Source organism: Streptomyces sp. NPDC016677, from assembly GCF_055562815.1.
The window spans coordinates 325473-339191 of sequence record NZ_JBVHEO010000006.1 but is presented as its reverse complement, the minus strand read 5'-3'; the positions used below and the strand labels follow the sequence as shown (position 1 = coordinate 339191).

At 74.8% G+C, this 13719-nt stretch carries 9 protein-coding genes; 8 read left to right on the top strand and 1 reads right to left on the bottom strand.

All coding sequences use genetic code 11. The annotated features are described in order from the left end of the window. Nucleotides 1–177: 177 nt before the first annotated feature. Nucleotides 178–3105, top strand: a complete 2928-nt coding sequence (locus ACZ3IG_RS19870; protein WP_467433581.1) for an FAD-binding and (Fe-S)-binding domain-containing protein — start codon at nt 178–180, stop codon at nt 3103–3105. A 94-nt stretch (nt 3106–3199) separates the two neighbouring features. Here the strand turns inward: ACZ3IG_RS19870 and ACZ3IG_RS19865 are convergent, their stop codons facing one another. Continuing rightward, a complete protein-coding gene (locus tag ACZ3IG_RS19865; RefSeq protein WP_467433578.1) occupies nt 3200–3652 on the bottom strand; it encodes an NUDIX hydrolase in 453 nt (150 codons plus the stop codon). A gap of 335 nt (nt 3653–3987) precedes the next feature. Between ACZ3IG_RS19865 and ACZ3IG_RS19860 the strand changes: the two genes are divergently transcribed. The 7 genes from ACZ3IG_RS19860 to ACZ3IG_RS19830 all read left to right on the top strand — a co-directional run bounded on the left by ACZ3IG_RS19860 (nt 3988) and on the right by ACZ3IG_RS19830 (nt 13705). Then, nucleotides 3988–4938: an EamA family transporter gene (locus ACZ3IG_RS19860; RefSeq protein ID WP_467433577.1), complete on the top strand. Its 951-nt coding sequence runs from the start codon at nt 3988–3990 to the stop codon at nt 4936–4938. A 174-nt stretch (nt 4939–5112) separates the two neighbouring features. After that, nucleotides 5113–6474, top strand: coding sequence for a hypothetical protein (locus ACZ3IG_RS19855; RefSeq protein ID WP_467433576.1), 1362 nt, complete (start codon nt 5113–5115; stop codon nt 6472–6474). An 82-nt stretch (nt 6475–6556) separates the two neighbouring features. After that, nucleotides 6557–7351, top strand: coding sequence for a TIGR03084 family metal-binding protein (locus ACZ3IG_RS19850; RefSeq protein WP_467433573.1), 795 nt, complete (start codon nt 6557–6559; stop codon nt 7349–7351). Continuing rightward, a complete protein-coding gene (locus ACZ3IG_RS19845) occupies nt 7348–9018 on the top strand; it encodes an acyclic terpene utilization AtuA family protein (RefSeq protein WP_467433571.1) in 1671 nt (556 codons plus the stop codon). Before ACZ3IG_RS19850 ends, ACZ3IG_RS19845 begins: the two co-directional genes overlap by 4 nt. Continuing rightward, nucleotides 9015–10613, top strand: a complete 1599-nt coding sequence (locus ACZ3IG_RS19840; RefSeq protein ID WP_467433569.1) for an acyl-CoA carboxylase subunit beta — start codon at nt 9015–9017, stop codon at nt 10611–10613. Before ACZ3IG_RS19845 ends, ACZ3IG_RS19840 begins: the two co-directional genes overlap by 4 nt. Nucleotides 10614–10621: 8 nt before the next feature. After that, nucleotides 10622–12469 carry an acetyl/propionyl/methylcrotonyl-CoA carboxylase subunit alpha gene (locus ACZ3IG_RS19835; RefSeq protein ID WP_467433568.1) on the top strand — a complete coding sequence of 616 codons (1848 nt, stop codon included), beginning with the start codon at nt 10622–10624 and terminating at the stop codon, nt 12467–12469. An 84-nt stretch (nt 12470–12553) separates the two neighbouring features. Then, nucleotides 12554–13705 (top strand): acyl-CoA dehydrogenase family protein, encoded by a 1152-nt coding sequence (locus ACZ3IG_RS19830; protein ID WP_467433566.1) that lies wholly within the window; start codon nt 12554–12556, stop codon nt 13703–13705. The last annotated feature ends 14 nt before the right edge of the window (nt 13706–13719 follow it).

The following is a 13719-nucleotide window of genomic DNA, read 5'->3' as shown; positions in this document are numbered from 1 at the left end:
ACAACACCTTCGGCTACCTGACGGTCACTATAAGAGACTCCGTGATCGCGTTGGGCACATTAGTGTCACGTTCTTAGCATCAGATCACAGGAACAACTACGGCAAACATGCCGGGCGTCAACGCCCCGCCCCCGGTGGCGCGAAGCCGTCCTCCGCCCGGCCGGGCATGCTGAGGGCATGACGGATGCAGCGGAAGCCGGGCCCGGGGTGCGCAGCGCGCTGCGGGCGGCCGTGCGCGGCGAGGTCTCCTTCGACGCGACCGCCCGGGCCCTGACCACCATGGACGCCTCCAACTACCGCCGGGTCCCGCTGGGCGTGGTCGCCCCGCGCGACGCCGACGACGTGGCGGCCGTACTGGAGGTGTGCCGGACCCGGGGCGTGCCGGTCGTGGCGCGCGGCGGCGGCACGTCGATCGCGGGCCAGGCGACCGGGACCGGCGTGGTCCTGGACTTCACCCGGCACATGAACCGGCTGCTCTCCCTCGACCCCGGGGCCCGTACGGCCGTCGTACAGCCCGGCCTCGTCCTGGACCGGCTCCAGGAGGCCGCCGCCCCGCACGGCCTGCGCTTCGGCCCCGACCCCTCCACCCACAGCCGGTGCACGCTCGGCGGCATGATCGGCAACAACTCCTGCGGCTCGCACTCGGTGGCCTGGGGGACGACCGCCGACAACGTCGCCGGGCTGTCGGTCCTCACCGCGCGCGGCGAACGGCTGCGGCCCGGACCGGAGTGGGCCGGGGCGCCCGCCGGCCTGCGCGCGCTGGTGGAGCGCGAGTCGGCGCGGCTGCGCACCGGCTTCCCCGACCTGCCCCGCCGTATCTCCGGCTACGCCCTGGACGCCCTGCTGCCGGAGCGCGGCGCGGACGTCGCCCGCTCCTTCTGCGGCTCCGAGGGCACGCTGGGCGTGCTGACCGAGGCGGTCGTCCGGCTGGTCGAGGCGCCGCCCGCGCGGGCCCTGGCGGTACTCGGGTACGGCGACGAGGGCGCGGCGGCCGAGGCGGCGGCCGGCCTGCTGCCGCTGGGGCCGCTGACGGTGGAGGGGATGGCCGCCGACCTGGTGCCGGACCCGGCCGGACTGCCCAGGGGCGGGGCGTGGCTGTTCGTGGAGACCGGCGGCGCCACCCCGGCCGAGGCCCGCGCGCGGGCCGAGGCGGTGGTCCGGGCCGCCGACGTCGTGGACGCCCGCGTGGTGACCGACCCGGCCGGGCAACGGGCGCTGTGGCGGGTACGGGAGGACGCGTCCGGTACGGCGACCAGGATGCCGGACGGCACCGAGGCCTGGCCCGGCTGGGAGGACTGCGCGGTGCCGCCCGCCCGGCTGGGCGCCTACCTGCGCGACTTCAGGGCGCTGCTGGCGTCCCACGGGCTGCGCGGCACGCCGTACGGGCACTTCGGGGACGGCTGCATCCACGTCCGGATCGACTTCGACCTGCTGACGGACGCCGGCGTCGCCCGCTTCCGGCGCTTCTCCGAGGAGTTGGCCGACCTGGTGGTGGCGCACGGCGGTTCGCTGTCGGGCGAGCACGGCGACGGGCAGGCCCGCGCGGAACTGCTGCCGCGCATGTACGGCGCCGGGACGGTCGCCCTCTTCGAGCGGGCCAAGGCCGTCTGGGACCCGGACGGCCTGCTCAACCCCGGCATGCTGGTGCGCCCGGCCCCCCTCGACGCGGACCTCCGCTTCGCCGTCCTGCCGCGCGAGCCGGTCGACGTCGCCTTCGGCTACCCGGCCGACGGCGGCGACTTCACGGCGGCGGTCCGGCGCTGCGTCGGGGTCGCCAAGTGCCGTACGACGGTGGCGGCGGGCGCGTCCGTGATGTGCCCGTCGTTCCGGGCGACCGGCGAGGAGGAGCACTCGACGCGCGGCCGGGCCCGGCTGCTGCACGAGATGCTCGCCGGCGAGGTGATCACCGACGGCTGGCGCTCCATGGAGGTCCGCGACGCCCTCGACCTGTGCCTGTCCTGCAAGGGCTGCCGCTCGGACTGCCCGGTCGGGGTGGACATGGCCACGTACAAGGCGGAGTTCCTGCACCACCACTACGCGGGCCGGCGCCGCCCCGCCGCCCACTACACGATGGGGTGGCTGCCGGTGTGGCTGCGCTGGGTCTCCCGTACCCGGGGCGCGGCCGCCGTCAACGCGCTCGCCGCCGTGCGCCCGGTGGCCGCGGTCGCCAAGCGGCTGGGCGGTATCGCGGCCGAGCGGGAGATCCCGCGACTGGCCGGTCAGACGTTCAGCCGGTGGTGGCGCGGGCGGCGACGGCCCCCGGGCGACGGCGGTGACCTGGTCGTGCTCTGGCCCGACACGTTCACCGAGCACCTGTCACCGTCCGTGGGACGGGCGGCCGTACGCGTCCTGGAGGCGGCGGGGCTGCGGGTGGCGCTGCCGCCGACGCTGCGGCCGGGGCGCGGGGCGGCCGGCGACGGCCGGACCCGGTCGCCCGCGGCCCTGCTCACGGCCCGGCGCGGCCGGGTCTGCTGCGGACTGACGTACGTCTCCACCGGGCAGCTCGACCGGGCCCGCGCGGTCCTGCGCCGCACCCTCGACCTGATGGAACCGGTGCTCGCGACGGCCGCCCCGGTCGTCGTCCTGGAGCCGAGCTGCGCGGCGGCCCTGCGCGCCGACCTGCCCGAGCTGCTGAACGACGATCCGCGTGCCGCCGCCCTCGCCGGCCGCGTCCTCACCTTCGCCGAGGCGCTGGAACGCCACGCCCCCGACTGGACCCCGCCCGCCCTGAACCGCCCGGTCACCGGCCAGACCCACTGCCACCAGCACGCCGTCCTCGGCGACACGGCCGACCGCCGGCTGCGCGCCGCCGCGGGCCTCACCGGCGAGCCGGCCGGCGGCTGCTGCGGGCTGGCCGGCAACTTCGGCTTCGAGGCGGGCCACTACGAGGTGTCGGTGGCGTGCGCGCGGGACCGCCTGCTGCCCGCGGTGCGCGAGGCACCGGACGGGGCGGTGGTCCTGGCGGACGGCTACTCCTGCCGCACGCAGCTGGAACAACTGGCCGGGACGCGGGGCCGCCATCTGGCGGAGGTGCTGGCGGAGGGACTGGGTCAGGCAGAAAGCGAGGACACTACGGCCAGGGGTGTCATCGACCCGCTCACTTGAGCGACGTGATGACACCCGGAACGCTTCTGTCACCTGCTTTCCGCCGTGCCACCTCACCCTGGCCGGAACAGGGAGCGCGGGCGCCCCGCCCGGCTCAGCAGCTGGTCTCGCCCCGGACCAGCGGACGGCACACCGGCTGGATGTCCTCCGGCAGCTCGTCGGGCCGGCACCAGCGGGCCTCCAGGATCTCGAACGGGTCGATGTGCAGCTCGCCGCCGAGCAGCCGGGCCTCGTAGGCCACCTCCAGTCGGGTGCGGAAGCCGCTGTTCAGCATGACCAGCCGGCCCGCCTCCACGTCGAGGCCGGTCTCCTCCTTGACCTCGCGGACCACGGTCCGCCGGAAGTCCTCGCCCTTGTGCGCGAAACCGCTCGGCAGGCCCCACTGGCGGCCGGGCGGCCACATCCGGTGCCGGAGCAGCAGCACCCGCCCCTCGCCGTCGCGCACGACGCCGGTCACACCGACCACGAACTTCGGGTTCAGCAACCACACCAGGCGGCTCTGCACAGGGCGCAGGGCGCGCCAGAGTCGGGCGAGGAGTCGGCTCACGGGGCCTCCGGGACGAACGGGAACGGAAGGGGAACGGAAGGGGGGTGGAAGAGGGTCGGGAGAGGGGCGGAAGAGGGTCGGAAGAGGGTCGGAAGAGGGTCGGGAGAGGGGTGGACGGGCCGGGAACGCTACCCGGCGCGGGGGGCCGGTCCGCGCGCCGGGCGCGCGTTGACAGCCGCGTACCCGGCCCAGGACAGTTGCATGGCGGGGCCGCACGGCTGACCGAGTCCAGCGCCCTGTACCGCGCAGTACAGTGAGATGGACGCACGTCCGTCCGTCGCCTCCGCCGGTCGCCGTCACCGTCATCACCCGCCACCACCGTCCCCGGAGCCCCCGTGAACACCCCCAGCGCCGAGCCCGGCATACCGACCCAGGCCGCCCCCGCGACAGGCGGCGCGCCCTCGACCGGGGGAGCCCCCGGCCGCCGGGGCGCCCTCGGACCGGTCGGCCTGGTCCTCGCCGGCGGGCTGTCGGTGCAGTTCGGCGGCGCGCTGGCGGTGACCCTGATGCCGAGGGCCGGCGCGCTCGGCATCGTCACGCTGCGGCTGGCCGTCGCCGCCGTGGTGCTGCTCCTGGTCTGCCGGCCCCGGCTGCGCGGCCACTCCCGCGCCGACTGGGGCACGGTGATCGTCTTCGGGGCCACCATGGCCGGCATGAACGGCCTCTTCTACCAGGCGGTCGCCCGTATCCCGCTCGGCCCGGCCGTCACCCTGGAGGTCCTCGGCCCGCTCGCCCTCTCCGTGCTGGCCTCGCGCCGGGTGGTCAACCTGCTCTGGGCCGGGCTGGCCCTCGCCGGGGTGTTCCTGCTCGGCGGCGGGGGCTTCGACGGCCTCGACCCGGCGGGGGCCGCGTTCGCGCTGGGGGCGGGCGTCATGTGGGCGGCGTACATCGTGTTCAGTGCCCGTACCGGCCGCCGCTTCCCGCAGGCCGACGGGCTGGCGCTGGCGATGGCGGTGGGCGCGCTGCTCTTCCTGCCGATGGGCATCGCCGAGTCGGGCGCGAAACTGGCCGACCCGGTGACGCTGAGCCTGGGCGCGGCGGTGGCGCTGCTCTCCTCCGTCCTCCCCTACACCCTGGAACTGCTCGCCCTGCGCCGCCTGCCCGCCTCCACCTTCGCGATCCTCATGAGCCTGGAGCCCGCCCTCGCGGCCGGGGCCGGTTTCCTCGTCCTCGGCCAGGCCCTGTCCGCCACGGAGGCGGCCGCGATCGCCCTCGTCATCGCCGCGAGCCTGGGCGCGGTACGCACCCAGGTGAGCCGGGGCAGACCCCCGGTCCCGGAGGTCTGACGCCGCCCGGCACGTCGAGGCCGGGGCGCGGCCGGTTCCCGGTGGCGGGCCGGTCCACCGCGGGGTGAACCGGTTCCGGAAAACGCTCGTTTCAGCGCGTATACCGGCCGTTCCGCCACCGCGGCTCACGCGGGGGTGGTGGCGACCACGAAATTGCCGACCTCGAAGGTTGCGATGCGCGTCCACGAGACCACCACCCGCCGCGACGGCGCCGAGCCCGGCCGTTCCGCCGCCCGCCCGCCCGTGGGAGCGCCGGCTCCCGGCGCCGCGACGCCCGCACGGGCCCTGCTGGCCCAGCAGGGCGCCGCGGGCAACGCGGCGGTCGTCCAGATGCTCCGGCAGACGGGGCACTCCTGGGCCCAGCACCAGCACCAGCACCAGTCCCCACCTCAGTCCCAGCCCCAGCCCCAGGTCCAGCGCCGGCGCGGCACCGGCGCGTGGCCGGTGCAGCGCATGCTGCGCTACGACCCGGTCAAGATGAACGCCGGGTACGACGCCGACCTGTCCGACCAGTCCGGTTCCGAGCGGGGCCGGAGCCGCCCGCCGGGCCCGCGGGCCGCCCGGCCCGCCTCGACGCCCCGGCAGGTGTCACCGCCCGCGACGTCACCCGCCCAGACGGCCCACGCGGCCGCGTGGAACATCGCGTTCCGTATCTGCGGACCGGCACCGGGAGCGACAGCCCAGGAAGTGGACGCCGTCACGCAGTTCCTGCACAACGCGGCGGCATGGGCCGCTCACGAGGTGAGCACCATCGAGGTCGTACCGCGGTCGAGGGAAGCGGTGGAGTTCGAGCACACGTTCCGCTCCACGTACGCGAGGGTGCTTGAGGAGCAGTTCGCCACCCATGGCTGGGCTGTCGGGACCGCCGTCGAGTCCGCGCGCGAGGCGGCCCGGGACGCGCGTGCCGCCGTGGGCCTCGAAAGGCGGATCTCCGGCGGCCCTGGCATGTCCGGCGTCCCCGACCTGCCCATGAACGAACTGATCGCCCCGCTGCGCACCTTCCTCAGGAAGAGCGTGGCCGACGGCGAGGAGGACTCGTACAAGGTCACGGTCAAGGCCGACCGCGGCCAGCCCTGGACCAGTCCGGGGTTCTACCGCGAGTTCGAGGTGGGGCACGTCTGGATCCAGGTGGAGACCGGCAGGGGAAAGCGCACCTCGTTCGGCTTCTACCCGGAGGCCGGCGCCGGGCCGGTGCAGAGCGTGCCCGGCATGATCCGCTGCCCCGAACCGCACGTCAGGTACACCGACAAGATCTCCGAACGCGTTCCGCTGGAGAATGTCGTCCGCGGGTACATGGTCGCCCACCGGCGGTCCAACGAGCCCTACAACTTCCTGCGCTACAACTGCACCAGCTTCGCGGCCGAGGTGTGGCAGGCCGTGACCGGGCAGGGGCTGCCCCGAGGGCTGGTGGTCTCCAACCCCGCCTCCGCCGGCAGCGGCATCTACGACGCGTACCAGCGGGCGGGCCGGCGCAGGGCGGGAGGCGGCGCCACCGGTCCGTTCCCGTACAGCGACTCCGAGGCGAACCGCGACTGACCCGTCCGGGTGGCGCGGGCCTGCCGACAATCAAAGCAAGCATGCTTGCTTGTTTGTGGCGCCGCTGCCATGCTCCTCTGGCATGGCCGACCCGACGCCCGTCCTCGACGACCTACGCGCCGAAAGCGCCGAACTCGACTGCCTGGTAGCCGAGTCGGCCCCCGCGCAGTGGGCCCTCGCCACCCCCGCCCCCGGCTGGACCATCGCCCACCAGATCGCCCACCTCGCCTGGACGGACCACTCCGCCCGCCTCGCGGTGACCGACCCGGAGGCGTTCCGGCCCCTGGTCGACAAGGCGCTCGCCGCACCCGGCTCCTTCGTGGACGACGGGGCGGCGGACGGCGCCCGCCTCCCGCCCGCCGAACTGCTCACCCGCTGGCGCGACGGACGCGCCGCCCTCGACCGCGCCCTGCGCGCGGCCCCGCCCGGCGCCCGTTTCCCCTGGTACGGGCCGCCCATGTCGGCCGCCTCCCTGGCCACCGCCCGTCTGATGGAGACCTGGGCGCACGGCCTGGACGTCCGCGACGCGCTCGGCGTCCCGCACACCCCCACCGACCGGATCCGGCACATCGCCTTCCTCGGGGTCCGCACCCGCGACTTCGCCCACGGCGTCCACGGGCTCCCCGCCCCCGCCGACGCGTTCCGCGTCGAACTGCGGGCCCCCTCCGGCGAGCGGTGGACCTACGGCCCCGAGGGCGCCGCCCAGCGCGTCACCGGCCCCGCCCTCGACTTCTGCCTGCTGGTCACCCAGCGCGCCCACCGCGCCGACCTGGCCCTGCGCGCCGAGGGCCCGGACGCCGACCGCTGGCTGGATCTCGCCCAGGCGTTCGCCGGACCGCCGGGAGCGGGACGCCCGCCGAAGGGGGACGCCCGGTGACCGCCCTGCGGATCGGCAACGCCTCCGGCTTCTACGGCGACCGCTTCGACGCGATGCGCGAGATGCTCACCGACGGCCCGCTGGACGTCCTGACCGGCGACTACCTCGCCGAACTGACCATGCTGATCCTGGCCCGGGACCGGCTGAAGGACCCCGGCGCCGGCTACGCCCGCACCTTCCCGCGGCAACTGGAGGAGTGCCTCGGCCTCGCCCGTGAACGGGGCGTCAAGGTCGTCACCAACGCCGGCGGACTCAACCCGGCCGGACTCGCCGACGCCGTACGGGAACTGGCCGGCCGGCTCGGCATCCCGGTGCGGGTCGCGCACGTCGAGGGCGACGACCTCACCGCCGGCCACCCCGGCGCGCTGGCCGCCCACGCCTACCTCGGCGGCTTCGGCATCGCCGCGTGCCTGCGGGCCGGCGCCGACGTGGTCGTCACTGGCCGGGTCACCGACGCCGCCCTGGTCACCGGGCCCGCCGCCGCGCACTTCGGCTGGGGACCGGCGGAGTACGACCGGCTCGCGGGGGCGGTCGTCGCCGGGCACGTACTGGAGTGCGGGGCGCAGGCGACCGGCGGCAACTACGCCTTCTTCCGGGACGGCGACGTCCGCCGCCCCGGCTTCCCGCTCGCCGAACTCCACGCCGACGGCTCGTCCGTCGTCACCAAGCACCCCGGCACCGGCGGCTTCGTCGACACCGGCACGGTCACCGCCCAGCTCCTGTACGAGACGGGCGGCGCCCGGTACGCCGGGCCGGACGTCACCGCCCGACTGGACACCGTGACCCTGACGCCGGACGGCCCCGACCGGGTCCGGATCACGGGCGTACGCGGCGAGCCCCCGCCGCCCGCGCTCAAGGTCGGCGTGAACCGCCTGGGCGGCTTCCGGGGCGAGGTCGTCTTCGTCCTCACCGGCCTCGACATCGAGGCCAAGGCGGCCCTCGTCCGAGAACAGCTGGAACCCGCCCTCGGCAAGGTCGCCGACGTCCGCTGGGACCTGGTGCGCACCGACCGGCCCGACGCCCCGACCGAGGAGACGGCGAGCGCCCTGCTGCGGCTCGTCGCCCGCGACGCCGACCAGCGCGCCGTCGGACGGGCGCTCAGCGGGGCGGCGGTGGAGCTGGCCCTCGCCGGCTACCCCGGCTTCCACCTCCTGGCACCGCCCGGGAAGGGCGACCCGTACGGCGTCTTCGAGGACGCGTACGTCCCCCAGGGCGCCGTCGGCCACGTCGCCGTCCTCCCCGACGGACGCCGCGTCCCCGTACCGCCGCCCCCGCACACCGCCGCCCTCACCGGCGTACCGGAGCCGCCGCTGCCCGAACCCCTGCCGCCCGGCCCGGTCAGGAACGCGCCCCTCGGCCGGATCGCCGGCGCCCGCAGCGGCGACAAGGGCGGCGACGCCAACGTCGGCGTCTGGGTCCGCTCCGACGGCGCCTGGCGGTGGCTCGCGCACGAGCTGACCGCCGACCGGTTCCGCGAGCTGATCCCCGAGGCCCGCGACCTGCCGGTCACCCGGCACACACTCCCCGGCCTGCGCGCCCTGAACTTCGTCGTCGAAGGCCTCCTCGGCGAGGGCGCCGCCGCGCGGGCCCGCTTCGACCCGCAGGCCAAGGCGCTCGGCGAATGGCTGCGCGCCCGGCACCTGGACATCCCGGAGGTCCTGCTGTGACGGTCCTCGAATCCGCCCTCGACACCACCGGCCCCGACCACCGCGCGAACCGCGAGACCATGCTCGCCAAGCTGGCCGAACTGGACGCCGAGCACGCCAAAACCCTCGCGGGCGGCGGCGAGAAGTACGTCGCACGGCACCGCGCACGCGGCAGACTCCTCGCCCGCGAGCGCGTCGAACTCCTCCTCGACCCCGACACCCCCTTCCTGGAACTGTCCCCGCTGGCGGCGTGGGGCAGCGAGTACGCCCTCGGCGCCTCCCTCGTCACCGGCATCGGCACGGTCGAGGGCGTGGAGTGCCTGATCACCGCCAACGACCCGACCGTGCGCGGCGGCGCCTCCAACCCCTGGTCGCTGAAGAAGGCCCTGCGCGCCAACGACATCGCCCTGGCCAACCGGCTGCCCTGTATCAGCCTGGTCGAGTCGGGCGGCGCCGACCTCCCCTCCCAGAAGGAGGTCTTCATCCCCGGCGGCGCGGTCTTCCGCGACCTCACCCGGCTGTCGGCGGCCGGCATCCCCACCGTCGCCGTCGTGTTCGGCAACTCCACGGCCGGGGGCGCGTACATCCCCGGCATGTCCGACCACGTGATCATGGTCAAGGAGCGGGCCAAGGTCTTCCTCGGCGGCCCGCCCCTGGTCAAGATGGCCACCGGCGAGGAGAGCGACGACGAGTCCCTGGGCGGCGCCGAGATGCACGCCCGCGTCTCCGGACTCGCCGACCACTTCGCCGTCGACGAACCCGACGCCCTGCGCCGGGCCCGCCGGGTCGTCGCCCGCCTCGGCCACCGCAAGGCCCACCCCGACCCGGGACCGGCCGAGCCGCCGAAGTACGACCCGGAGGAACTCCTCGGCATCGTCCCCGCCGACCTGCGCACCCCCTTCGACCCGCGCGAGGTGATCGCCCGGATCGTCGACGGCTCCGACTTCGACGAGTTCAAAGAGCTGTACGGGACCAGCCTGACCACCGGCTGGGCCACCCTGCACGGCTATCCCCTCGGCATCCTCGCCAACGCGCGAGGGGTCCTGTTCTCGGCGGAGTCGCAGAAGGCCGCCCAGTTCATCCAGCTCGCCAACCAGCGTGACATCCCGCTCCTCTTCCTCCACAACACCACCGGCTACATGGTCGGCGAGGAGTACGAGCAGGGCGGCATCATCAAGCACGGCGCCATGATGATCAACGCGGTCGCCAACTCCCGCGTCCCGCACCTGTCCGTCCTCCTAGGCGCCTCCTACGGCGCCGGCCACTACGGCATGTGCGGCCGCGCCTACGACCCCCGCTTCCTGTTCGCCTGGCCCAGCGCCAAGTCCGCCGTCATGGGCCCGCAGCAGCTCGCCGGCGTGCTCTCCCTCGTCGCCCGCCAGTCGGCCGCCGCGAAGGGACAGCCGTACGACGAGGACGGCGACGCGGCGCTGCGCGTCATGGTGGAGCGGCAGATCGAGTCCGAGTCGCTGCCGATGTTCCTGTCCGGGCGGCTCTACGACGACGGGGTCATCGACCCGCGCGACACCCGCACCGTCCTCGGCCTGTGCCTGTCCGCGATCCACACCGCCCCCTACGAGGGCGCGCGCGGCGGCTTCGGCGTCTTCCGGATGTGAGGAGCCACATGATCACCTCGCTACTGGCCGCCAACCGCGGCGAGATCGCCTGCCGGATCTTCCGCACCTGCCGCGAGGCCGGCGTCCGCACGGTCGCCGTCCACTCCGACGCCGACGAGGGGGCCCTCCACACCCGGCTGGCCGACGCGGCGGTACGGCTGCCGGGGACGGCGTCGGCCGACACCTATCTGCGCGGCGACCTGATCGTGAAGGCCGCGCTCGCCGCCGGCGCCGACGCCGTCCACCCCGGCTACGGCTTCCTCTCCGAGAACGCCGCCTTCGCCCGCGCCGTCACCGACGCCGGCCTGACCTGGATCGGCCCGCCCCCCGACGCCATCGAGGCGATGGCGTCCAAGACCCGCGCCAAGCGACTGATGGGCGTCGAGCCCCTCGGCGAGGTCACCGAGGCCGACCTGCCGGTGCTGGTGAAGGCGGCGGCCGGCGGCGGCGGACGCGGCATGCGGATCGTCCGGAGCCTGGCCGGCCTCGACGCCGCCCTGACCGCCGCCCGCGCCGAGGCGGCGAGCGCCTTCGGGGACGGCGAGGTCTTCGTCGAGCCGTACGTCGAACAGGGCCGCCACGTCGAGGTGCAGCTCCTCGCCGACACCCACGGCACGGTGTGGACGCTCGGCACCCGCGACTGCTCCCTCCAGCGCCGCCACCAGAAGGTGATCGAGGAGGCCCCGGCGCCGGGCCTCACCGACGCCCTGACCCGCGAGCTGTACGAGCGGTCGGTGCGCGCCGCCCGTGCCGTCGGCTACGTGGGCGCCGGCACCGTCGAGTTCCTCGTCGCCCCCGACGGCCGGGCGCACTTCCTGGAGATGAACACCCGCCTCCAGGTCGAACACCCCGTCACCGAGGCCGTCTTCGGCCTCGACCTGGTCGCCCTCCAGCTCCGCGTCGCGGAGGGCCACGCCCTCGCCCCCGAGCCCCCGCGCCCGCGCGGCCACGCCGTCGAGGCCCGCCTGTACGCCGAGGACCCGGCCGCCGACTGGGCCCCGCGGACCGGCCGCCTGCACCGCCTCGCCGTCCCCGGCACCATCCGCCTGGACACCGGCTACAGCGACGGCGACGACATCACCGTCCACTACGACCCGCTGCTCGCCAAGGTGATCGCCCACGCCCCCACCCGAGCGGAGGCGGTCCGCCGCCTGGCCGACGCCCTGGAACGCTCCGTGATCCACGGTCCCCTCACCAACCGCGACCTCCTCGCCCGCTCCCTGCGCCACGACGACTTCACGTCCGCCCGTGTGACCACGGCCTTCTACGACCGGCACCTCCCCGCCCTCACCACCCCCGCCCCCGACCCCCTCGCCCCCCTCGCCGCCGCCCTCGCGGACGCCTCGGGCCGCTCCCGCTTCGGCGGCGCCTGGCGCAACCTGCCCTCCCAGGACCAGGTGAAGCGGTACGCCGTCGAAGGCGAGGAACACGAGGTCCACTACCGCCACACCCGTACCGGCCCGGAAGCCGACGGCGTCCGGGTCGTCCACACCGACCCCCGCCTCGTCGTCCTCGAAACGGACGGCGTACGGCGCCGCTTCGAGGTGGCGTCCTACGGCGACGAGGTCCACGTCAACGCCACCCGCCTCACCGCCCTCCCCCGCTTCCCCGCCCCGGAGCCCGAACATGCTCCCGGCTCCCTCCTGGCCCCCATGCCGGGCACGGTGGTCCGCGTCGCGGAGGGCCTGGCCGAAGGCTCCCCGGTCGAGGCGGGCCAGCCCCTCCTCTGGCTGGAGGCCATGAAGATGGAACACCGCGTCACCGCCCCGGCCACCGGCACCCTGACGTCCCTGCACGCCGTGACGGGACAACAGGTGACGGTGGGTTCTCTGCTGGCGGTAGTGGAGGCGCCCTGAAGAGGCGCGGGACTGCGTCAGTCATGCGGCTCCGCCGCGTGAGCGCGAGCAACCACCACGAAACCCGCACCCGAAGGAGCACAGATGCCCCCCGTCCTCCTCGAATCCGACGAACACAAAGCCCTCCGCCAAGCCGTGGCGACCCTCGGCGAACGCCACGGCCGCGACCACGACCGCGAGTCCCTCTGGCAAGAGGCCGGCAGACTCGGCTACCTGGGCGTCAACCTCCCCGAAGCCTACGGAGGAGGCGGTGGCGGCATCGCGGAACTGTCGATCGTCCTGGAGGAACTCGGCGCGGCGGGCTGCCCGTTGCTCATGCTCGTCGTCTCCCCGGCCATCTGCGGCACCGTCATCGCCCGCTTCGGCACGGACGCCCAGAAACAACGCTGGCTCCCCGGCCTCGCCGACGGCACCCGCACCATGGCCTTCGGCATCACCGAACCCGACGCCGGTTCCAACAGCCACCGCATCACCACCACGGCCCGCAAGGACGGCGGGGACTGGGTCCTCACCGGCCGGAAGGTCTTCGTCTCAGGCGTCGACATCGCCGACGCCACCCTCATAGTCGGCCGCACCGAGACCGTGTCGTCGAAAGAGGGCCGCACCGGCAGGCTCAAGCCCTGCCTGTTCATCGTCCCGAGGGACACCCCCGGCTTCGAGCGCCGCCGGATCGACATGGAACTGCACGCCGTCGAGAAGCAGTTCGAGCTGACCCTCGACGACGTACGCCTGCCCGCCGACGCGCTCGTCGGCGACGAGGACGCCGGCCTCCTCCAGCTCTTCGCCGGCCTCAACCCCGAACGCGTCATGACCGCCGCGTTCGGCATCGGCATGGGCCGCTACGCCCTGACCCGCGCCGTCGAGTACGCCCGTCAACGCACCGTCTGGAACGCCCCCATCGGCGCCCACCAGGCCATCGCCCACCCTCTCGCCCAGGCCCACATCGACCTCGAACTGGCCCGGCTGATGATGGGGAAGGCGGCCCACCTCTACGACGCCGGCGACGACACGGGCGCGGGCGAGGCCGCCAACATGGCCAAGTACGCCGCCGGGGAGGCGTGTGTGAAGGCCGTCGACCAGGCCGTGCACACCCTCGGCGGCAACGGCCTCACCCGCGAGTACGGCCTCGCCTCCCTGGTCACCGCCGCCCGCGTCTCCCGGATCGCCCCGGTCAGCCGCGAAATGATCCTCAACTACGTCTCCCACCAGACCCTGGGCCTGCCCAAGTCGTACTAGCCGGACCGCCGTCC

Excerpts from the sequence above, each read along its gene's own strand:
- ACZ3IG_RS19870 (WP_467433581.1), top strand. The coding sequence starts at position 178 with ATGACGGATGCAGCGGAAGCCGGGCCCGGGGTGCGCAGCGCGCTGCGG.
- ACZ3IG_RS19855 (WP_467433576.1), top strand. The coding sequence starts at position 5,113 with ATGCGCGTCCACGAGACCACCACCCGCCGCGACGGCGCCGAGCCCGGC.
- ACZ3IG_RS19850 (WP_467433573.1), top strand. The coding sequence starts at position 6,557 with ATGGCCGACCCGACGCCCGTCCTCGACGACCTACGCGCCGAAAGCGCC.
- ACZ3IG_RS19835 (WP_467433568.1), top strand. The coding sequence starts at position 10,622 with ATGATCACCTCGCTACTGGCCGCCAACCGCGGCGAGATCGCCTGCCGG.
- ACZ3IG_RS19830 (WP_467433566.1), top strand. The coding sequence starts at position 12,554 with ATGCCCCCCGTCCTCCTCGAATCCGACGAACACAAAGCCCTCCGCCAA.